This is a genomic window from Xanthomonas sp. NCPPB 4037 (assembly GCF_041475695.2).
Lineage (GTDB): Bacteria > Pseudomonadota > Gammaproteobacteria > Xanthomonadales > Xanthomonadaceae > Xanthomonas > Xanthomonas campestris.
In genome coordinates this window covers 2,072,541-2,093,736 of sequence record NZ_CM191261.1, presented here as the reverse complement: position 1 = coordinate 2,093,736, position 21,196 = coordinate 2,072,541, and the positions used below count along the sequence as shown (strand labels likewise).

The 21,196-nt window shown below is 64.9% G+C and carries 14 protein-coding genes and 1 tRNA gene; 3 read left to right on the top strand and 12 right to left on the bottom strand.

What is annotated here, in order from left to right; all coding sequences use genetic code 11:
• Positions 1-24: 24 nt before the first annotated feature.
• A complete protein-coding gene (folK, locus tag ACCQ01_RS09435) occupies positions 25-510 on the bottom strand; it encodes a 2-amino-4-hydroxy-6-hydroxymethyldihydropteridine diphosphokinase (protein ID WP_042598934.1) in 486 nt (161 codons plus the stop codon).
• A gap of 3 nt (positions 511-513) precedes the next feature.
• Complete coding sequence (gene pcnB / locus ACCQ01_RS09430) at positions 514-1,881, bottom strand: polynucleotide adenylyltransferase PcnB (protein WP_011036939.1); 1,368 nt, start codon at positions 1,879-1,881, stop codon at positions 514-516.
• 47 nt (positions 1,882-1,928) lie between these two features.
• Here pcnB and ACCQ01_RS09425 point away from each other — a divergent pair.
• Positions 1,929-2,003: transfer RNA gene (locus ACCQ01_RS09425), tRNA-Glu, on the top strand.
• 386 nt (positions 2,004-2,389) lie between these two features.
• Here ACCQ01_RS09425 and folE2 read toward each other — a convergent pair.
• The gene (gene folE2, locus ACCQ01_RS09420; protein ID WP_228432402.1) at positions 2,390-3,325 is read right to left on the bottom strand and encodes a GTP cyclohydrolase FolE2; all 936 of its coding nucleotides are present in this window, start codon (positions 3,323-3,325) and stop codon (positions 2,390-2,392) included.
• Positions 3,326-3,359: 34 nt separating this feature from the next.
• Positions 3,360-4,514: an N-acetylmuramoyl-L-alanine amidase gene (locus ACCQ01_RS09415; RefSeq protein WP_228432404.1), complete on the bottom strand. Its 1,155-nt coding sequence runs from the start codon at positions 4,512-4,514 to the stop codon at positions 3,360-3,362.
• A 226-nt stretch (positions 4,515-4,740) separates the two neighbouring features.
• Here ACCQ01_RS09415 and ACCQ01_RS09410 point away from each other — a divergent pair, with 226 nt between their 5' ends.
• Entirely contained in the window at positions 4,741-4,962 is a 222-nt protein-coding gene (locus ACCQ01_RS09410) for a hypothetical protein (protein WP_228432406.1), read from the top strand.
• Between the two features lie 448 nt (positions 4,963-5,410).
• Positions 5,411-5,845, top strand: coding sequence for a hypothetical protein (locus ACCQ01_RS09405; RefSeq protein ID WP_103701295.1), 435 nt, complete (start codon positions 5,411-5,413; stop codon positions 5,843-5,845).
• Here ACCQ01_RS09405 and ACCQ01_RS09400 read toward each other — a convergent pair.
• The 8 genes from ACCQ01_RS09400 to ACCQ01_RS09365 all read right to left on the bottom strand — a co-directional run bounded on the left by ACCQ01_RS09400 (position 5,829) and on the right by ACCQ01_RS09365 (position 21,160).
• Complete coding sequence (locus tag ACCQ01_RS09400; protein ID WP_042598929.1) at positions 5,829-7,331, bottom strand: MASE1 domain-containing protein; 1,503 nt, start codon at positions 7,329-7,331, stop codon at positions 5,829-5,831. The genes ACCQ01_RS09405 and ACCQ01_RS09400 overlap by 17 nt on opposite strands.
• 321 nt (positions 7,332-7,652) lie before the next feature.
• The gene (locus ACCQ01_RS09395; RefSeq protein ID WP_228432408.1) at positions 7,653-9,080 is read right to left on the bottom strand and encodes a sugar porter family MFS transporter; all 1,428 of its coding nucleotides are present in this window, start codon (positions 9,078-9,080) and stop codon (positions 7,653-7,655) included.
• Between the two features lie 85 nt (positions 9,081-9,165).
• A complete protein-coding gene (xylA, locus tag ACCQ01_RS09390) occupies positions 9,166-10,506 on the bottom strand; it encodes a xylose isomerase (protein WP_228432410.1) in 1,341 nt (446 codons plus the stop codon).
• Between the two features lie 36 nt (positions 10,507-10,542).
• Entirely contained in the window at positions 10,543-12,036 is a 1,494-nt protein-coding gene (gene xylB / locus ACCQ01_RS09385) for a xylulokinase (protein WP_228432412.1), read from the bottom strand.
• Positions 12,033-14,396 carry a glycoside hydrolase family 95 protein gene (locus tag ACCQ01_RS09380; protein WP_228432414.1) on the bottom strand — a complete coding sequence of 788 codons (2,364 nt, stop codon included), beginning with the start codon at positions 14,394-14,396 and terminating at the stop codon, positions 12,033-12,035. The genes xylB and ACCQ01_RS09380 overlap by 4 nt, the downstream gene beginning before the upstream one ends.
• A gap of 91 nt (positions 14,397-14,487) precedes the next feature.
• Entirely contained in the window at positions 14,488-17,391 is a 2,904-nt protein-coding gene (locus tag ACCQ01_RS09375) for a TIM-barrel domain-containing protein (protein ID WP_228432416.1), read from the bottom strand.
• A 104-nt stretch (positions 17,392-17,495) separates the two neighbouring features.
• A complete protein-coding gene (gene galD / locus ACCQ01_RS09370; RefSeq protein ID WP_075287474.1) occupies positions 17,496-19,163 on the bottom strand; it encodes a GH35 family beta-galactosidase GalD in 1,668 nt (555 codons plus the stop codon).
• A gap of 83 nt (positions 19,164-19,246) precedes the next feature.
• Positions 19,247-21,160, bottom strand: a complete 1,914-nt coding sequence (locus ACCQ01_RS09365; protein WP_228432418.1) for a sialate O-acetylesterase — start codon at positions 21,158-21,160, stop codon at positions 19,247-19,249.
• Between the last annotated feature and the right edge of the window lie 36 nt (positions 21,161-21,196).

The window sequence follows — 21,196 nt, the reverse complement described above, 5'->3', positions numbered from 1 at the left end:
GTGGGGTGATAAGCCGGCCATTATCTACCCAATCGGCTCCAGCCCACAGCCATCGACGCCCTGTAGGGCGTGTCGCACTGTTCCATGCCCTGGAATGATCGCCTCCGGGGCGAGCTCGGCCAACGGCACCAGCGCAAACGCGCGGGCATGCAGATGCGGGTGCGGCACCTGCAGACGCGGCAGGTCGATCACCTGCTCGGCGTACAGCAACACATCCAGATCCAGGGTGCGCGGGCCCCAGCGCTCGCCGTCGCGACGGTCGCGGCCGAACGCCTGCTCGATCGCCAGCAGCCCGTCCAGCAGCGCCAGCGGCGCCAGCGTAGTGCGCACGGCGGCCACGGCATTGATGAAGTCCGGCTGGTCCTCGCGGCCCCAGGCCGGCGTGCGGTACAGCCGCGAGGCGGCGGTGACTGAGGACTGCGGCAGCGTGCCCAGCGCGACGATGGCCGCGCGCACGGTGGCCTCGGCCTGGCCCAGGTTGGCGCCCAGGCCGACAAAGGCGGTCAGCACGCCCTACTCGCCTGCGGCGGCGCCGGTACGACGGCGGCGGCGGCGACGCTTGCGCGGTGCCGACTCATCTCCGTCGTGATCGGCCTGCGCGTTCTCGATCGCGTCCACCAGCTCCTGGCCGGACGACTGCTGCGCATCGCGCCAGAACTCGACATCGGCGGCATGGTCGGCAGAGGCGAACTGGCGCAGCACCAGGAAGTCGAACGCGGCCCGGAAGCGCGGGTGCGACAAGGTGCGGAACACGCGCTTGCGCTGGCGCGAGGAGAACCGGGTCTGCAGCAGCCAGATCTCCTGCATCGGCAGCGAGAAGCGACGCGGCAAGGCCACCCGCTCCAGCTGGTGCAAGGTCACCCGATCGGCGGCGCGACGCTGTGCGTCTTCCGGCTGCACGCCCTGCGCCTGCAGCCCCATCAGGGTGCGGCAGAACGCCGGCCACAGCAGCAGCGCGAACAGGAACGCCGGCGACACCGGCTCATCGTTGGCCACGCGTGCATCGGTGTTGCGCAGGCCTTCCAGCACCATCGCGCGCAATGCGCCGCTGCGGTTGGATTTGAGCGCCGCTGCACTTTCGGGGAACAGCGCCCCAAGCAGGCCGTAACGCTCCAGGCCCTCGAAACTGGCCACGCCGTGCCCGGACAGGAACAGCTTGAGAATTTCCTCGAACAGACGCGCGGGCGCCGCTTCGGACAACAGCCCGGCCAGGCGTGGGATCGGCTCGGCGGTGCCGGCTTCGATGTCGAAGTTCAACTTGGCCGCCAGCCGCACCGCGCGCAGCATGCGCACCGGATCTTCCTGGTAGCGCAGCTCCGGGTCGCCGATCAACTTCATCAAGCGCGCCTGCACGTCTTCGAAGCCGCCGCAGTAATCGCGCACCGAGAAATCCTCGATCGCGTAATACAGCGCGTTGCAGGTGAAGTCGCGGCGGATCGCATCGTCTTCGATAGTGCCGTAGACGTTGTCGCGCACCAGGCGGCCGTTATCCAGCTCGCGGTCACCGCTGCCGTCATCGATATTGGCGCGGAAGGTAGCGACCTCGATGATCTCGCGGCCGAACACCACATGCGCCAGGCGAAAGCGGCGGCCGATCAGGCGGCAATTGCGGAACAGCGCCTTGACTTCCTCCGGCGTGGCGCTGGTGGCCACGTCGAAGTCCTTGGGGTGGCCGCCGACCAGCAGGTCGCGCACCGCACCACCAACCAGGTAGGCGCCAAAGCCGGATTCGCGCAGGCGGTACAGCACGCGCAACGCGTTGGGGCTGATGTCCTTGCGCGAGATGGTGTGCTGGTCGCGTGGGATGACGCGCAGCGTGAACGGGGATGTAACTGAAGGTTCGATGGTGGCGCTTCCGTTTCGTGTTTCAGGATTGCCCAACGGCTTTTACCTCACTATACTAGCGCGCTGCACAGCTCGCACCAAACGCTCCCTTCGTCTAGCGGTTAGGACGTGGCCCTCTCAAGGCTAAAACAGGGGTTCGAGCCCCCTAGGGAGCGCCAACTTCGTCCTCTGCAGACACGCCAAGGCCCCGCGATTGCGGGGCTTTTGCGTTGTGGGCAGGGAATGCAGGCGATCGAATCAGGGGCAGCTTGTGGGCTGCGTGGGTGTGGTCGCGGCCGTTATGCAGCGACCACTGCGATGGCGGCCGCTGCGCCGATTGCCGAGGCCGCCTGCGCAGCAACACGCCGCACCGTACTGCGTGGAAGGTGTTCAACCGCGGTGAGCAACTACGACGCCGCTCCAGCGCAGCCAACGCCGATTACCGCGTGCGGACCGACGCGCGCGCAGGTCATTCCGCCTCAGTCAGATGCAACGCCGTGTGCCTGACCAAGCGCGTGGGCAACACGCGCCTGGCACGAATTGCCGTAGATGCCTGCAGCGCACGTCACTGACCGTGCGACTCGGCAATCATGTGGAAGACGTCTGCATCACTGCCAGTTTCGGCAACCGCGTCGTGCGCGTGCAGGCTTTCGAAATGGCGGACCGCCACATGAAATGAGGCATAGCGCTCGGCGAGCTCCTTGCGGAGCCGGCGCGCGGCATCTTCCACGTACATCAGGTTGGTACCGTTCAAGCGTGCAAATGCCTGCTCATCAATTCGCCGCACCGCTGCCTGTACTGGCGTGGCCAATGCGCTTTCGCACAAGACCACCAACTCGCGGATGTCGAAACGCTGCACGCGCGCCACCAAGTCCACGCGCACTTGCGCCACGCTGCGCTGGCTATGTGGCGTGGCATACGAGCCGTTGCGTTGCAGCCACTGAGCGACATCTTCGACCTGCACTGCGGTCTGTCCGGCGTGCTGTTGCGCGAAGGCCTGGCTCAACAACTGACGCGATAGCGCGGCCGAACACGGACAAGTCGAGGCATAGAGCACATCGATCTGCAGACGCATCTCACTGCGTCCCGCCCTGCTCTGTGCGTCGATGCGCACCGGATAGGCACGCCAACCAGCCAGTCCCTCACTGCGCAGTGCCGGCATCCGCAACATCACTTCGAAGGCCAGACTCACCCGCGCCGCACGGCTGCCGCAATCCGCATGGCTGTCGATCATTGCCTGCAGCAACTGCGAGAGCATCGCCGGTGATAGCGGTTGCTCCAGATGCCGATCCAGCAAGCGATACAGCCGTGACATGTGGATACCCTTGAGTTCGGGCCGCGGCAGATCGACCTGCACCTGCGCGCGTGCAGCCACCGTGCCACTCGGCTCGGCCTCGTCCAGGCGCACGGGAATCGCAATGTCCTGCATGCCAACCCAGCGTAAGGGCGCGTGCAGTGCGGAAGGTTCGGTGACGGCGATATCGGGAAGCGTGGCGGACATGAAAACCCATGGAAGAAGAAAGGGACGGCCGCACTCAGGCGCGACCGGGAAATGCGTGGAAGTAATCGTCGATGCCGGCGTGCAGCGTCTGCGCCAGTTCATCCTGATGCGCGTCGCCACAGAGCCGATTGCAATCGTCGCGATTACTCATGAAGCCGGTTTCCACCAGCAATGATGGGATATCAGGCGATTTCAGCACTGCAAACCCGGCCTGACCCACCTGGTCCTGATGCAGTCGTGTGACGTGCTGCAGGCGATCGAGCATCAGCTTGCCGAACTGCAGGCTGCTGGCGATGGTGCCGCTGAGCGACAGGTCGGCCAGCACCTGCGACAACACCGGATTACTCGGCACCCGCAGGCGGCGCGCGCTATCGCCCATGTCATCGGCCGCGTTCTCGCTATCGGCGGTCCAGCGCGCCAATGCCGAGCTGGCGCCGCCTTGGGACAACGCAAACACCGAGGCGCCACGCGCCGCACTGCTGGGCGCGGCATCGGCATGGATCGAGACGAACAGATCGGCATTGTGTCGGTGCGCGATCATGACGCGCTCATGCAAGGGCACGAAGCGATCATCACTGCGGATCATCGTCGGCCGATACCGCAGGTCGGCCGCCAAGCGCTGATGGAGCCGCCCGGCGACGGCCATCGCGACATGTTTTTCATAGCGTGCATCGGCACTCACCGCACCCGGGTCCTTGCCGCCGTGCCCGGCATCGATGGCGATCACGTAGGGATGCAGGCGTGAGCGTGTCGCGGCGATCGGTGCAGCGGCGACCTCCGCCCCTGGCGGCGATGCGCCATTGGATGAAGCGGCCAGATCGACCAGAAGCGCGGTGCCGTCCCAGTGTGCATTGGCCGCGTCGACGGGCCGGGCCAGGTCGACAACAACGCGCAAGCCATCGGCATGCGGCCCGCTGCGAATGGCGGTTACCACCGTGCCGTCCGGCAGCGGCCCGATCCGTGGCGCTTGCGTCGACACGCCCGCAAGATCGATCACCAGCCGCGCAGGATCGGCCAACGTGAAGCGGCGGTAGGTAACCTGCGTACTGATCTGGAGACGCAGCCGCAGCAGCGCACCGTCCTGCTGCAGGTCGCACGCCTGCACAACGGGCAGGCTCTGCGTATAGCCGAGGACCGGCGAGAGCAGCAGCGAGGCGCTTGCGGTGCGCAACAGATCGCGCCGCTTCATTGCGACCGCTCCGTTATGTGCAGCCCAATGAGGTGCCGCGCGGCCTGGAATCCAGGACCAGCGACACGATTTGGCCGACACAGACAAAGCGAGGGAAGGAGCAGCACTTGGATGATAACTACGCACCGGAATAAGTGTTATAAAGTAACATTTAACAGCCAGACGCAAGCCCTGCCCCGCGCTGCCGCGAACCTTCATTCATGTTCCCCCGTTTCCGGAGCTCCCGATGTCCGCCCTTCTCCCCGACAGCTATACCGCCTGGCGGCATTGCATCGAAGTCGACTGCAACCAGTTATTGACCCGTGATTTCATCGCCCAACGCCTGACCAATCTCCGTGATCCGCACGATCACCACACCCAGCAGTTCCTGCGCCGTTGGGGCGAACCGCACCATCAACAGGTGATTCAGTGGTTTGAACGCGCACGGATGGAGTCGGTGCCGCAGTGAAGAGGCGCTGGATGCACTCGGGCAAGACATGCTCAAGACGGCGCTGCGCAGCTGCGTGTCTCACGCAACCCGATAGCCACGCGCGTGCGATGCAAGCGCTGCTCTGCCTGCCGGCGTCGTATGGATGTCAGCGTAGATGCACATGCAGGACGTCCGCAGTAGGCCCCAAGAGCGGGCCGATGTCAGCCATACGGCGCACCGCCCGTGAAAAGACGCAGCTAGCCTAGCCACCTTCGTAGGAACGGGCCTGCGGTCTAGATCGCTGCGCGCAGGATTACTGGTCTGGCTGGACCTCCGTAGAAACGATCTGGAGCGCCAGCATTCTCTAAGCAGGCAGCAAATCAGCAGATCCTTGACTTGGTCACTCACGAAAGTACCAAGAAGGATTTACCTTAGACGGGCCTGAATCGCAGGCGAAGTGTTTCCCACTTTGGGATAAGGCGAAGTCATGGAAGTGAAGGCAAAACTCGCAGTCAAGGCTCTGGGTGCCCTCGCCGGCGCGTTGCTGCTCGGCATCGGGACGGCGAATGCCTGTTGCCCAGGAGACGGAACCGTCTCCACGATGGCAGCGACAGGCCTGGGTGAATCTGCTCCGAAGGCAACCAATCTTGCCGTGGATCCCACGTGGCGGATTTATGAGTTCGAGCGTGAGGGCATGCTCTACCTGCAGATCAACGACGCCACAGGGGTGGTTCGCGGCGCCGTCGGTCGCGCAGGTGAGATCCTGTGGGTCCTGCCGATGGGCAAAGATGTCGGCAGGATGGTGGTGACCTCGCTGACCGTTCCGACGAATGCGCAACTGATTTATCAGACGCCCCGCTTCACCGTGCACCTGGTGAGCGAAGCGGCCGGTGATCGCTGGGTTGTTACACGGACGAAGTAACCGACGTCTGCTCTGCAACCAGGAAGCTGAGGACAGACGCATGGCGGCGGCGCAATCTACCGCCATGCGCTTTGAGACGGGTGCGCAGCTCGGCTTCGGCATCAGGAGAATCGTGGCGCGACGACTCCAGCACTGAGACATCCGCAAAGATCCTGATCACCACGCCCTGCATCTCCCCGCTTCGCCACGCACGCGCCTGGACCAGATGTCTTTTCGCCGTAGGCAACATTTCAATCGCATTGAGTGCTGAGCGGTAGGCCGCCAATTGCAGCCCCAGCGACAGGCGGCTGCAGTTTCCGCGCAGCGCGTGGTGAATCTCGGTCGCGTAGAACCGTGACAGTGCCGGCGAGCGCAACGCCTGGTAGAGGCCGTGTGTCTCGATCTCCAGCGGATACAGTCCAGCAACGTATTCATGCAGCAATTGCGACTCGATCACGCCCGCCCTGGTGATCTCCATCGCCGCCGCATGGTGGCCACGCTCGCGCAGCTGGGCCACGCAGTCCTTGCGCAGGCGGTTGATGTGGACATTGATATCGGAATAGTCGACCACCCGATTGCGAAGCGTGCGCTCCGCAGCGAGATACCCCGCCTGCGCGAACTGCAACGCCTCCGACGGCGTTTGCGCAAGATTGCTGGACTGCGCATAGGCAAGCGCTAGACGCGACCCCAGCACGAACAGGCCGGTCGCAATCACCGCCAGCAGCAATTGCACACTAAACAATTCGGCGTCGTACGCCGCGCGGCCATACACCGAGCGCGACAAGGCCGCGATCACGTTCGCCATGAGCGCGCCGGTGGCGGCACCCCGCCAGCCGTGACGCAGGGTCAGGACAATCGCCGGCGCGATCAGGGCCGCCATCAAGACCTGACGCAATAAGGGCTCCGGCACCACGTTGGCCGTGCAGAACAGGGCCGCCATGGTCAGCCCGGCAAATGCACTGTCACGCACCAGGTCATCGCGCAGGTAGGTCTCTGTACGCCGCTGCCACAGCAGGGCCGGCAGCAGGAACATCAGGATGCCCAGATACGAGCCCATCCAGGTACGCAGCAAAATCTCGATTGGCGAGCTGACTGTCGGGCCACCGAGCGCAGCGTTCAGTGCCATACCGCACAACGTATTCCACAGAGCCAAGACCAACATCATCGGCAGCAGCGACGCATTGCGGTAGATCAGGTCAGGTGTATGCCGGCGCACGGCTGAGACAGCCAGGGCCAATCCGGGCGCGAGCAAAAATGGGCTGAGGTAGGCCCAGATCGGTGCGTAATCGCGGGTGTCGAGCATCGGCACACGCAACAGCAGCACTGCGGCGGCATCGCCGGCCAGCAAGAAGGGCCATCGCCGGTACGGCATCATCAAAAGTGTCACCGCCCTTAATCCCGCGGGCAGATACCACTGGTCGACAGACAGATGCCACACGAGCAGAAAGACGATGCAATAACACAGGCTCAGCAGCAGACCTTCTCCGAGCTCCTTAGCAACTGCCATACAACCACTCCCTGGTTCGTCGACGAATTTGGCCTAGTGTGGATCGAACTGAGGTGCGGAGTATAGCTGGAGTGCACAGATTGCAAGACTGCGTACCACACGCACGCATCCGCCGCGCGACAAGCGTGGAGCAGCTCACAGACTGCCGCATGTCATCCTTAAGTGCCGCGATTGGGGATTCCTCGCTGCTAGCGCTAGGTTGCAGTGCGCATGAGAACGGCACTAGCCGTGTGGCTCGCGCAGTTCGATTCACATACGCAAAAGGCCGCCTATGCGGCGGCCTTTTGCGTTTCTCACGCTGATATCAGCACAACGCCGTGATCAGCCTTCCATCTGCTCCAGCTCCTTGCCCTTCGTCTCGTAGACGTACTTGAGCACGAAGAACACCGAGATGAAGGCGGCAACGGTGTAGATGCCGTAGGCGCCGGCAAGACCGATGCTGCCGAGCAGGATCGGGAAGCTGACGGTGATGGCGAAGTTGGAGGTCCACTGCGCGGCACCGGCAATGGCCAGGCCCGAACCGCGGATCTGGTTGGGAAACATCTCGCCCAGCATCACCCACATCACCGGGCCCCACGAGGCATTGAAGAACACCACGTAGACGTTGGCGGCGACCAGCGCGAGCATGCCCATGGCATCGGACATGGCGAGCTTGCCGTTGGGATCCAGCGAGGCGGTGGCGAAGGCGTAGGTCACCAGTGCCAGCGATACCGCCATACCGGCCGAGCCGATCCACAGCAATGGCTTGCGGCCGATCTTGTCGACCAGCATCACCGTGACCAGACAGGCACCGATGCTGAGGCCACCGGAGAGCACGTTGATCAGCAAGGCGTCCTGTTCGGAGAAGCCTACCGCCTGCCACAGCACCGCGCCGTAATAGAACACCACGTTGATGCCGACCAGCTGCTGGAACACCGCCAGGCCGACGCCGATCCACACGATCGGGCGGATCTTGCCGGTGGTCTTGCTGATCAGGTCGGAGAACTTGGGCTTGTGCTGGTCGGCCGACATCGAGGCGGAGATTTCGCCCAGCTTGGTCTGCGCGGCCGCGTTACCGTACAGCCGCTTGAGCACCACCAGCGCCTGCTCGCGACGGCCCTTGACCACCAGGTAGCGCGGGCTTTCGGGGATGACCAGCAACAGCAGCAGGAACAGCAGCGACGGGATGGCCTGCATCCAGAACATCCAGCGCCAGGCGGCCTGCCCTGCCCACAACGGCTCGGTGGACGCACCGGCGGCATTGGCCAGCAGGTAGTTGCTCAAGAACGCGCAGAACAGCCCGCTGATGATGGCGATCTGCTGCATGGTGGCGAGCCGGCCGCGATAGCGTGCGGAGGCGACCTCGGCGATGTAGGCCGGCGAGATCACGCTGGCCGCGCCTACCGCAAGTCCGCCCATCATGCGGGCGAAAATGAAAAACCAGGAGTTGTGCGCGGCGCCAGCGGCGATCGCCGAGACCAGAAACAGTGCCGCAGAAATGATCAGGATCGCACGGCGGCCCCAGCGGTCGGCAAGGCTACCGGCAAAGAAGGCGCCAATGGCGCAGCCGATCAACATTGAGGCTACTTCTAACCCGGTAAAGAAGGCGCTGGACTGGAAAGTCTGCTTCAGGCCGTCGACAGTGCCGTTGATCACGCCGCTATCGAAACCGAATAAAAAACCGCCGATCGTGGCTACACAACTGATCAGGACGATAAAACGGGTGTTCTCACCGGCATCGGGGGCGCCGTTTACGGAGACACTGGACATGGATTCACCTGGAAGCATGCAAAGGAGCGGCCACGGGGGTGGCCGGCATCGGCCGGCGACGCAGTGCGCCGCCGGCCACGGGACATCAACGCGTCAGGTACTGATTGATCAGGTTCTCGTAGGCTTCCTGGCGGCCGCTGACTTGCGTCGGCTCGCCCTTGCCGGCGGCGTACGTGGCCAGATCCGCCAACGTGCTGGTGCCGTTGGCAAAGTCTGCGCCCGCGCCGCTGTCGAAGCTGGCATAACGCTGCGCGCGCCAGGTTTCCAGCGGTGAGGAGGTCAACAGGGCATCGGCCACTTCCAGCCCGCGTGCGAACGCGTCCATGCCGCCGATGTGGGCCAGGAACAGGTCCTGCGGGTCGGACGATTCACGCCGCACCTTGGCATCGAAGTTCAGCCCGCCCGGTGCCAGCCCGCCCTGACGCAGCACCACCAGCATCGCGCCGACGGTGTCGTACAGGTCGGTCGGGAACTGGTCGGTATCCCAGCCGTTCTGCGGATTGCCGCGGTTGGCATCGATGCTGCCAAGCAGGCCGGCATCGCTGGCCACCTGCAGGTCGTGCTCGAAGCTGTGACCCGACAACGTGGCGTGGTTGGCTTCGATATTGAGCTTGAAATCCTGGTCCAGGCCGTGCTGGCGCAGGAAGCCGATCACCGTGGCGCTGTCGAAGTCGTACTGGTGCTTCATCGGCTCCATCGGCTTGGGCTCGATCAGGAAGTTGCCGGTAAAGCCAATCGCACGCCCGTAGTCGCGCGCCAGGGTCAGGAAGCGCGCCATGTTGTCCTGCTCGCGCTTCATTTGCGTGTTGTGCAGGCAGGCGTAGCCTTCGCGACCGCCCCAGAACACGTAGTTTTCCCCGCCCAGCTCCACCGTGGCATCGATCGCCGCCTTGACCTGCACCGCGGCGCGCGCCACGACGTTGAAGTCCGGATTAGTGGAGGCACCATTCATGTAGCGCGGGTGCGAGAACAGATTGGCGGTGCCCCACAGCAGCTTGACGCCGGTGTCAGCCTGGCGCTGCTTGGCAATGCGCACCATGTGCTTGAGGTTGTTTTCGTACTCGCCGATGTCGTCCGCATCCGGCGCCAGGTCGATGTCGTGGAAGCAGTAATACGGCACACCGAGCTTGGTGAAGAATTCGAACGCGGCATCGGACTTGGCTTCGGCACGCGCCAGCGCGGTGTTGCCTACGTCCCACGGATACGCACGCGTGCCCGGGCCGAACGGATCGGCGCCGTTGCCGCAGAAGCTGTGCCAGTAGGCCACCGCAAAGCGCAGGTGTTCGGCCATGGACTTGCCGGCGACCTGCTTGTTGGCGTCGTACACCTTGAACGCGAGCGGGTTGTCCGAATCACGGCCTTCGAAGCCGATCTTGCCGATGCCGGGGAAATATTCTTTCGCGCCGATGAAAACGGTGTTGCTCATGGGGTGAGAGGTCCTTGGTACTGGGGGAGTGATGAATCAGCCGGCGTAGAGCGGGCTGACGACGTGCAGGTGCTTGAGGAAGTTCTGGTAGTGCTGCTGGTAGGCGGCCACGCGTTGTGCATCCGGGCGCGCCGACAATGCATCGTCGATCTGCAGGTGCTCCAGCACCACTTCCGACAACGCGGCTTGGCCGCCATCGTCGCGGTCGCAGGCCCACACCGCCTGCAGCGCGGCACCAAACGCCGCGCCTTCTGGCTGGGTCGGCACCACCACCAGCAGGTTGAACACGTCGGCGACCATCTGCCGCCACTGCGCGCTCTTGCTGCCGCCGCCGGTGAGCAGGATGGTATCGAACTGCAGGCCGGCGGCGACAAAGGCATCGAAGCCATTACGCAGGCTGTAGGTGGCCCCTTCCATCGCCGCGCGATAGAAATGCGCCGGCGTGGTGTTGTGCAGATCCATGCCGAACAGGCAGCCACGCGCATCCGGCAGATTGGGTGTGCGCTCGCCATTGAAGAACGGCAACAGCACCAGCCCGTCGGCACCGGGTGTGGTGTCGGCGATCATGGCCTCGGTCTGCGCGCGGGTGATGGAGAACATGCGCATCACCGCTTCGGTGGCGACGGTGCAGTTCATGGTGCAGATCAGCGGCAACCAGCCACCGCTGGACGAGCAAAACGCGGCCCAGCGTGCGTCGTCGTCCACCACCGGATGATCGGCATAGGCGAACAAGGTGCCGGAGGTGCCCAGGCTCATGGTCAGGCGGCCAGGCACGACATTGCCGGTGCCGATCGCCGCCATCATGTTGTCGCCACCACCGGTGGTGACGCGCACGCCGGCCGGCAATGCGAGCGCTTCTGCAGCCGCATCGGACAGGGCGAACACCGCGCCAGTCTCCACCAGCGGCGGCAAGGCATCGCGCAGGTCGCGTTGCGCATCCATGGCGCCGAGCATGCGCTCGGACCACTGGCGGGTGCGCACATCCAGCCAACCGGTCCCGGAGGCATCGCCCACTTCGGTGAAGCGCTCGCCGGTGAGCCAGAAGTTCACGTAGTCGTGCGGCAACATCACCGTGGTCATCGCCGCATACGCCTCGGGGCGATGCTTGCGCGTCCACGGCAATTTGGATGCCGTGTAGCCGGCCATGATCGGGTTGCCGGCGGTGGCCACGCTGCCTGCCGCACCGCCCACCGCATCCATGATCTCGTCGCATTCCAGCGCGGTGCTGGTGTCGCACCACAGCTTCACCGGCGCGGTGACGCTGCCATCGGCGGCCACCGGCACGAAGCCATGCTGTTGCCCGGACACCGAGATGCCGCGCACGCGCGCACGCAGCTCGGCATCGAGCTGCGCGAAGCAATGCACGATGCCGTCGATCCACCACTGCGCCTGCTGCTCGCGGGTGCCATCGTCGCGGCTGATCAATTCCATCGGCGCGCCGATGGTGGCGACCACAGCGCGCTCCTGCGGATCGTAGGCCACCAGCTTGACGCTCTGTGTGCCGACATCCAGTCCTACGTACACGCTCATTGCTTCACCAATCGGTTGTTGTTGAGGCCCACCTGCTGGGTGCGCCCGGCGCCCAGTTGCAGGTCCAGGGTCTGCCCTGCATAGGACAGTTGATAGCGCCCGCCACGATCGCTGTGCACACGGGCCTGCTGCAAGCGACCTGCATCCCATTCCAGATCCACGCTGGCGCCGCCGCGCACACGCAGGCCGCACACGCTGCCGCGCGGCCAGGCCTTGGGCAAGGCCGGCAGCAGGAACACACTGCCACCCCAGCTTTGCAGCAGCATCTCGGTAATGCCGGCGGTGCCGCCGAAGTTGCCATCGATCTGGAACGGCGGATGTGCGTCGAACAGGTTTGGATAGGTGCGCTCGGGCGAAATCAGCAGTTGCAGGATGCGGTACGCATGCTCGCCGTCGGCCAGCCGCGCCCACAGGTTCAGGCGCCAGCCGATGCCCCAGCCGGTGGCGTTATCGCCGCGAATCTCCAGCGAACGCCGCGCGGCAGCCGCCAACTCGGGCGTGTCGCGCAGGTTGATCTGGCTGGAGGGATGCAAGGCATACAGATGCGAGACGTGGCGGTGATGGATCTCCGGCGCCTGCATGTCCCAGTCCTGCTGCCACTCCTGCAACTGCCCCGCCTTGCCGATGCGGTTGGGCGGCAATTGCTCGCGCAGCGTGGCCAGCTGCTGTGCCAGCGCGGCATCGACGTCAAGCAACTTGCTCATCGCGATGCACTGCGCGAACAGGTCGCGCAATAGCTGCGCATCCATGGTCGGGCCGGCGCAGACCGCCGCCCCGAACGGATGCTGGTTTTCCGGCGACATCGATGGATTGGTCACCATCGCGCCGGTGCCGGGGTCGCGCACCAGGGTGGCGACGAAAAACTCTGCCGCACCCTTGAACAAGGGATAGATCTTGGCCAGATACGCACGGTCGCGGCCGTAGTCCCAGCGGTCCCACAACTGCTGCAGCAACCACACCCCGCCCATCGGCCACAGGCTCCACTGCGCACCGTCGATCGGCCCGGCCTGGCGCCATAGATCGGTGTTGTTGTGGACCACCCAGCCGGGCGCGTCGTACATCGCACGGGCGGTGTGTGCACCGGTGCGGGCGAGATCGAACAGCATGGCTTCCAGCGGTTCCACGCACTCGTGCAGTGCGTTGGCTTCGCTGGGCCAGTAGTTCATCTCGGTGTTGATGTTGATGGTGTACTTGCTCTCCCACGGCGGCTGCATCAGGTCATTCCAGATGCCCTGCAGATTGGCCGGTTGAGTGCCGGGCCGCGAGCTGCAGATCAGCAGATAGCGCCCGTACTGGTGATACAGCGCTGCCAGTGCCGGGTCGTTGCCCTCGGCAAATCGCTGCACGCGCTCGTCGGTGGGAAGCCTGGCCGCTTCGCTGCTGCCCAGGTCGATCGCCACGCGCCGGAACAGGCGCTGATGATCGGCCAGATGCGTGCGCAGCAACGCGGCGTAGCTGAGCTTGCTGGCTTTTTGCAGGCTTGCCGCGGTGAGCGCGAGCGGGTCGCCTTCCACCGCATCAAAACGCTGGTAGCTGGTGGCTGCGGTCAGCAGCAACACCACTTCATCAGCACCCTGGATACGCAGACGGTCGCGCACCGCGGTGACGCTGCCACCCTTGACCTGCGGCAGCACGCGCAATGCAAAGCGCAGCTTGCCGTCGATGCCGGCGAAGCTGCCATTGCGGCCACTGAACAGCAGGCTGCCATGCTCCACCGTGACCTCGCCGCTCTGCGGGCTGTCGATGCCCACCCGCAACGAAATGCCACCCGGCCGATCACAGGACAGACGCACCACGATGCACTGCGAATGCGCCGACACGAACACCTCGCGCCGGTGCACCGCGCCACCGGAGCGGAACGTGGTGGTGCCCACTGCGGTATCCAGATCGAGCTGGCGACGGTACTCACTGATGCCGTCGGCACGATCGAAATCCAGCAACAGATCGCCCAAGGGCTGGTACGGCATCTGCTTGAGCGGGCGCGACAACAGCTTGGCATCGGCCAGCTGCTCGGCCTCCGCATAGCGGCCGGCAAAGATCAGCGCGCGAACCTGCGGCAACGCCGCCAGCGCCTGCGGATTGGTGGCGTCGTACGGGCCACCGGCATACAGCGTGTCTTCGTTGAGTTGCAGACGCTCGTGGGCGATGCCGCCCCACACCATCGCGCCCAGGCGGCCGTTGCCGACCGGCAAGGCCTGCACCCATTCATTGGCCGGCTCGCGATACCACAGCTGCAAGGCATCGTCCGGGGCGACCGCAGGCAATGGTGCAACGCCAGCTGCCTGCGACAACGCCGGAGCGGCACCCAGGACCGCGACTGCGGCCCCGGTTGCCTTGCAGAGTTCTCTGCGTGTCAGCACGGTGACCACCGCGCGGCTTCACCGGAACTGCGCGCGTGTGCCTTGCGGCGCTCCGGCATCTGCACACTCATCGTGGAAAGACAGCCTGCAATCATCGACGACGCGCTTTGCCGGACGCAATCTTGCGCTGCAACACGCTGACCGGCTTGCCGTCGTACTGGATGCTGGTGTCCACCTTGGGCTCCAGCGCACCGGCGTCCTCACGCGGGCCGTCGATAAAACGCACATTGATGGTGCGCTTGGCCTGCATGCCGGTCCAGCTGCCTTCGCGCTGGCCGATGCGCAGCTCGCCCTTGGCCTGGTCCCAGCTCAGCGGAATGCGGCTGAACTCGCCCTTCTCGTAGCCATAGCCCTTGCCGTCGTCCTCATACAACGAGAACTGGCCATTGGCACCGGTGTAGACCACCACGGTGAGCGGCGCATCCGGCTTCTGGTCCACGTACTCCTGCACCGGGCCGGTGGGCACGATGGAGCCGGCACGCACGAACAGCGGCATGCGTTCGATCGGCGCGGCGGCCTCGATGGTCTGGCCACCCTCGTAGCGCTTACCAGTGGCGAAATCCAGCCAGCTGCTGCCGGCCGGCAGATACACCTGCCGCGAGGTCGCGCCGAAGCGGGTCACCGGTGCGACCAGGAATGCCGGGCCGAACAGGTACTGGTCGTTGATGTCGCGTGCCTTCGCGTCATCCGGGAAGTCCATCATCATGCCGCGCATGATCACGCCGTCACGCTGGTAGGTATCGCCGGCCAGGCTGTAGATGTACGGCAGCAGCGCGTAACGCAGGCGGTTGTAGTAGGCCATGCTCTCGTAGAACGGCGTGCCTTCCGGGGCGATGTTCCAGATCTCGCGGTACGGGAACTGGCCATGCGAGCGGAAGATCGGCACGAACGCACCGAACTGGAACCAGCGCGTGTTGAGTTCGCGCCATTCCGGCAGATGCGCCGGGTCCTGGTTTTCGTAACGCTTCTCCACCGCAAAGCCGCCGATGTCGAAGGTCCAGTTCGGCAGGCCCGACAGCGCCATGTTCACGCCGGCGGAAATCTGGTCGTGCATGTCGTCCCAACGCGAGACGATGTCGCCGCTCCATACCGCCACTGCATTGCGCTGCGTGCCGGCATAGCCCTTGCGCGAGAGGATGAACACGCGCTTGTCGTCGGCCGCACGGTCACCCACGTACACGCCGTGCGTGTGCGGCAACGGATACGAATTGAAGAACTCGGTTGAAGGGCCCAACGCGGTCGGCGTGGTGCGTGCCTTGCGCTCGCCGATGGCCAGGTTGGAATGCACGTCCGGCTCGTCGGCATCCATCCACCACGCATCGAAACCCTTGCTGTTGAGCTTTTCGTTGATCTGGCGCCAGTAGATGGCCTGGGCCTTTTCGGAGTACGGGTCGTAGAACGAGTTCTTGTAGCCTTTGCCGATCCAGTCCAGCTCGCCGACTTCGACGTTGCGCTTGAACATGAAACCCGCCGCGTCCAGTTCCTTGTAGTTGGCGGTGGTGGGATAGAACTTGGGCCAGATCGAAATCATGATCTGCGCGTGCATGTCGTGCACGGCCTTGACCATGCCGTCCGGGTCCGGGAAATGCTGCGGATCGAAATCATGCGAGCCCCAGGCGTTTTCCGGCCAGTACGACCAGTCGAGCACGATGTTGTCCAGCGACAGCTTGCGCTTGCGGTATTCGGCCACCGCGCCCACCAGTTCGTCCTGGCTCTTGTAGCGCTCGCGGCTCTGCCAGAAGCCATACGCCCACTTCGGCAGCATCACCGACTTGCCGGTAAGTTCGCGGTAGCCGGCCACGGCCTGGTCGTAGGAGTCAGCCGAGACGAAGTAGTAGTCGATCATCTGCCCGGCTTCGGACCACAGCGAGAGATCCTTCGCTTCGGTGGCGGGCAGCGGGTCGCGGTGCAGCAGCGCGATGTAGCTGGGGTCGATCAGATCCCATTCGATCTTGACGGTGTGGCGCGTGCCGGGCTCCAGATCCAGCTTGAACTCGTGATTCCACGGGTTCCAGTTCTGGCGCCAGCGGTCGATCACCAGCTTGCCGTCCACGTACAGCTTGGCGTACTCGCTCGAGTACAGCGAGAAGGTATGTTCGCCACCGGTGAGCGCTTCGATCTCGCCCTCCCAGGTGACCTGCATGCGGCTGTCCTTGTCCTTGGTGATCGCTTTCTTCGGGAACTTGGTCAGGTCGCTGAGGTACTGGTAATTCACTTCGCTCTCGCGACGCTCCAGCACCTGCTTCCCATTGATGGCGTAGCGCGCGGTCAGTGCACCGGACTTGCCCTTGGCGTCGTACAACTTGAGCGACTTGGGCAGCGGCTGCAGGCCGCGCGGATCGCCCAGGCGGGTGATCGAGTTGTTGTCCCACAGCAGGCCGTAGTTGCGGCTGGACACCAGGTACGGCACCGCCATGTCGATGTTGTTCTGCTGCAACTCGACATTGCGGCCCTTCTGGTTCATCCAGCCCTGCTGGTGCTGGCCGAAGCCGTACAAGCCTTCGTCATCGGGCGACTGGAAGCGCTGACGCACGCTCAGGTACTGCTTGCCTTCCACTTTCAGCGGCGCAAAGCTGCGCCCGCCGGCCACTTCGGACAACACCGGCTTGCCATTGGCATCGGCGAAGCTGACATGGCCATCGACGGTGGAAACGGTGGCGGTGACCTTGCCGGTCTTCAGCTGCACGCTGTCGCCCTGCTCGGCAATTTGGAAGGCGGTATCGCCCTGCACCGGCACGCGCATCAGGCTGGGCGTGCGCGCGAAGTCGCCGTCGGGATCGGCACTGACGCGGATGATGCCGGCATCGACCACCTGCAGACGCACCGCTGCGGCACCCTTGGCGCTCGGCATCACGGTGACGCCGTCGGCGGCCTTGCGCACTTCCTGCGCATGCGCGGCATTGGCCAACAAGGCCAACGACAGCGCCACGCATTGCGCGAGCGGCCGACGTCGGGATGCAGGCGCACGGCCGGCGGAATGGTGGGTGGTTTGCATGTTCACTCCCTTTGAATGGCGAAACACTGCCGCGGGGGCGGCAGCACTGGGTTCGATGGATATACGGTGCGCCGCACGCCACGCAGCTGCGCGGCGTGCGGGACTTAGTTGTAGGTAGCCAGCTTGATCTTGAGCAGCTGCGGTGCGCTGGAGAAATTGACGCCGTAGTCGGTCTGGTCGCCATTCCAGTTGCGCTGGAACTGCCAGGTGTCGCCGTCGTACTGGCCCTCTTCCACGCGGTCGTAGAGCATGTTGGCGGTGGCTTCGCTGGCCGGGTGCAGGGTCACGCGCACGTGGTAACCGGTGACCAGGAATTCGTCCGGGCCCAGCTCGGCAATCAGTGCCGCGCCGATCGGCTCGGGGTTGCCCGGCGGCTCGCCCTTGAACCAGAACTGCGGCACGCCGTAGGTGATGGTGGCGCTCCAGCGATCGTTGAGCTTGAGCTCCTGCACGGCCTGGCCGGGTTCTTCGGCGGTGCCATGCAGCTTGCCTTCGGATGCGGCCTTGGCGAACGGACGCATCCCCAGGCTCACCAGCTTGAAGCCCAGCGCGAACGGCGCCAGGGTTTCTTCGTTGACGTGCTTGGCGCCCAGCGGATAGTTGGAATAGCGCGTGTAATCCATGCCGAACGCCGACCAGCCGATGCCGTCATGCCCCAGCGTGGGGAACAGGTAACGCGCGTATTCCGGGCGGTTGCCGGTTTCGGCCACGAACAAGGCATTGTCCGGGCGCGCGTAGCGCTCCAGCACCGTGGTGTACATGCGGTACTCGGGCATGTAGATGTCCGGTGCCAGCAGGTCGATATGCGGGCCGGCGGCCTTCCACACGTCGAGCACGTTATCGGTGGGGCCACCGCTGGCGTACTGGCCGGGCTGGCCCGGATTGAACGGCCCGCGCAACGCCGCATTGACGTACATCGGCAACGGATAGGCTTGCTTGCCGGCTTCGGCCACCTGATCGATGTAACGGCCGATCGACCATGCGTGGAAGATCTCGTCGGCATCGGCGCCAAACACCTGCGCCCAGCTGCCCGGCTGCTTGTTCAAGCGCTTGAGCAGTTCGTCCGGCACCGGGCCGTCGAACAACTTCTGCGCCATCGGCGAGAAGTCGCGCACGCTGCCGTAGGTGCCCGGTTCGTTTTCCGGCTGGATCATGATCACCGTGTGCTGCGGGTCGACCTGCTTGAGATGCTGCATGAAGGCGACGAACGCCTTGCGGTCGGCATCCAGCGTGGCCTGCGCATGCGGCGACAGCGACCCGATTGCCTTGCCCTCACGCGTCACCACGCGCGGGAAGCGCTGGTTGTCGGTCTTCACCCAATGCGGCGCATACGCCGGGCCATTGTTCTTCCAGGTGGCAAACCACAGCAGCACCAGCCGCACCTTGTGCTCGCGCGCCTGCGCCAGCAACGTGTCGACAAAGGAGAAATCGAACTTGCCTTCTTCCGGCTCCACCTGCTCCCAGGCGATCGGCACCTGCACGGTGTTCGGGCCCAGCACCTGCATCGCCGGCCACACCTTGTCCATCACGCCGGGATAGTTGCTGGAATTGTTGACCTGCGCGCCGAGGATCAGGAACGGCGCGCCGTCCACCATCAGGGCGTGCTTGCCGTCCTTGCTGACGAACTGCGGCATCGGTGTCTGCGTCGCCGGTGCGGCGGCAGGCGCCGTGGCCGGTGCCGTGGTACCTGGCGTTGCGGCGGCCTGCGGCTTCGCAGCGCTGTCCGGCTCGCCGGACTGGCAGGCGGCCAGCGCCACCGCCAGGGAAGACAACAGCAACGGCCGCAGGCAACGGCCGGCCAGCGAACGAGGGATCACGCGTGCAACGGGGGAATGCATGGACATAGGACTCCGTGTCACCAGGTATCGGTTCGGAAGGGGGAAACGGGCAATTGCTCGCGATTGACCAGGTTGGCGTCGGCGGGGTTTTCGCTCCAGCCGTAGCGCACTGCCAGCGGCGCGGCCACAGCATCGCTGCGCACGATCACCCGATCGCCGGCGATGCGCGCCTGCGCCGGGTGGAACCGCTTGTCCGCACCGGCCACCGCAAAGCCCTGCAACGTACCGCCGCCGCGCACCTGCAAGGCACTGCCCTGCAGATCGAACTGCACGCTGGCCTGGCCATCGGCATAGCTGGCGCGGGCGAACACCGGCGCGCTGTACACCAGCGTTTCGCCGTAGGCCACATGCCGCGCAGCGAGCGCCAGGCGATGGCCCACGTCGCGCTTGTTGGTGGGGTGGATGTCGGTGGGGTTGCCGATGTCGATGATCACCGCCTGCCCGGTCGCCGGCAGCGCCAGCGTCTTGGACTGCGATTCGCGCAGCAGCGCCCACGGACTCAGATCGCCGGTGTCGCCGCCGGCCTTGAAGTTGGCCAGCTGCACCCACAGGAACGGCAACCGCTTGGCACCGCGCTCGGCGCGCCACTGCTGGATCATCGCAGCGAACTGGTCGCGGTATTTCACCGCACCGGTGTCAGTGGCGTTGGTTTCGCCCTGGTACCAGATCACGCCCTTGACCGGGAATGGCTGCAGCGGGTGGATCATCTGGTTGTAGAGCAGCGTGGGGAGCTGGTTCTTGTTGTCGGTGAGCGACACGCGCACCTGCGCCGGGCGGAATTTCCAGCCGGTCAGGGAACGCTGGGTGCTGCCGATTTGCACGAAGCGCTGTTCGTCCGGGCCGTGCATGCCGCCACCGCCACTGAGGTCTTCCACGCGCACCGCGACCTGGTTGACGCCGGCCCGCAGCGCCGCCGCCGGCACTGCATACACACGCGGCAGGTTCCACTGTTTCTCGGTCTGGCCCACCTGCTGGCCATTGACGTAGGTGATGTCGGAATCGTCAATCTGGCCCACGCCCAACTGCACGCCCGCTTTGGCTTCGGCGGTGGTCAGGGTAAAGGTGGTGCGGTACCAGGCAATGCCGTCCATGCCCTCATAGCCGCTGAGTTCCCATTGCTGGGTCACCGGGATGCTGTCCCAGTCGCGGTCATCGAATTCGGGCGTGCGCCACTGAGGGATGTCGCCTTCCACCTTGGGCCAGCGCCCGATGCGCTTGCCGGTGGCGGCCTGCGCGGCCGCATCGCGCTGCTTGATCGCCTCGATCGCGCCCTGGTTTTGCTCGGCCTTCAGGCCCAGCGAGGCGGCGTCCATCCACGCCTCGATCGCGCTGCCGCCCCAGGTGCTGTCGACAATACCGATTGGTACGCCCGTACTGGCGCGCAACTCTTTCGCAAAGAAATAGCCCACCGCCGAAAACGCACCGGCGTTCTCCGGCGTGGCCGCTTTCCAGTCGCCACCGGTGAGCTTGGTCTCCGGCTGCACCGACCACGACTTGGGCACCTTGAAGTGGCGCAGCTGCGCATCGTTGGCCGCCGCCACCGCCTGCGGGCCATCGCTGGCCTGGGCCAGTGGCCACTCCATGTTCGATTGCCCACTGGCCAGCCAGACATCGCCGACCAGCACGTCGCGCACCTGCAGCGCGCCGCCGTCGCCATGCACGCTCAGCACGTACGGGCCACCGGCGGTGTGTGCGGGCAGGCGCACCTTCCACCGCCCCTGCGCATCGGTCTTGGCAGTGGCCTGCTTGCCATCGAAACTCACCGTGATTGCGGCGCCGGGCGTGGCCCAGCCCCATACCGGCATTGCCTCATCGCGCTGCAGCACAGCGCCATCGGCAAACAGCAACGGCAGGCTCGGTTGCGCGGCGGCGCTGCCGCTGGCCAGCAACACACCCAGCAAGCAGGCGCGGGAAATGTGGAACGGGGTCATGCGGTGATCTCCAGGGTCGGCGGTGTCACGGCGCCC

Coding starts and splice junctions, on each gene's coding strand:
- ACCQ01_RS09375 (WP_228432416.1), bottom strand. CDS start 17,391: ATGCAAACCACCCACCATTCCGCCGGCCGTGCGCCTGCATCCCGACGT.
- ACCQ01_RS09395 (WP_228432408.1), bottom strand. CDS start 9,080: ATGTCCAGTGTCTCCGTAAACGGCGCCCCCGATGCCGGTGAGAACACC.
- ACCQ01_RS09405 (WP_103701295.1), top strand. CDS start 5,411: ATGGAAGTGAAGGCAAAACTCGCAGTCAAGGCTCTGGGTGCCCTCGCC.
- ACCQ01_RS09400 (WP_042598929.1), bottom strand. CDS start 7,331: ATGGCAGTTGCTAAGGAGCTCGGAGAAGGTCTGCTGCTGAGCCTGTGT.
- ACCQ01_RS09415 (WP_228432404.1), bottom strand. CDS start 4,514: ATGAAGCGGCGCGATCTGTTGCGCACCGCAAGCGCCTCGCTGCTGCTC.
- ACCQ01_RS09365 (WP_228432418.1), bottom strand. CDS start 21,160: ATGACCCCGTTCCACATTTCCCGCGCCTGCTTGCTGGGTGTGTTGCTG.
- folE2 (WP_228432402.1), bottom strand. CDS start 3,325: ATGTCCGCCACGCTTCCCGATATCGCCGTCACCGAACCTTCCGCACTG.
- xylA (WP_228432410.1), bottom strand. CDS start 10,506: ATGAGCAACACCGTTTTCATCGGCGCGAAAGAATATTTCCCCGGCATC.
- xylB (WP_228432412.1), bottom strand. CDS start 12,036: ATGAGCGTGTACGTAGGACTGGATGTCGGCACACAGAGCGTCAAGCTG.
- ACCQ01_RS09410 (WP_228432406.1), top strand. CDS start 4,741: ATGTCCGCCCTTCTCCCCGACAGCTATACCGCCTGGCGGCATTGCATC.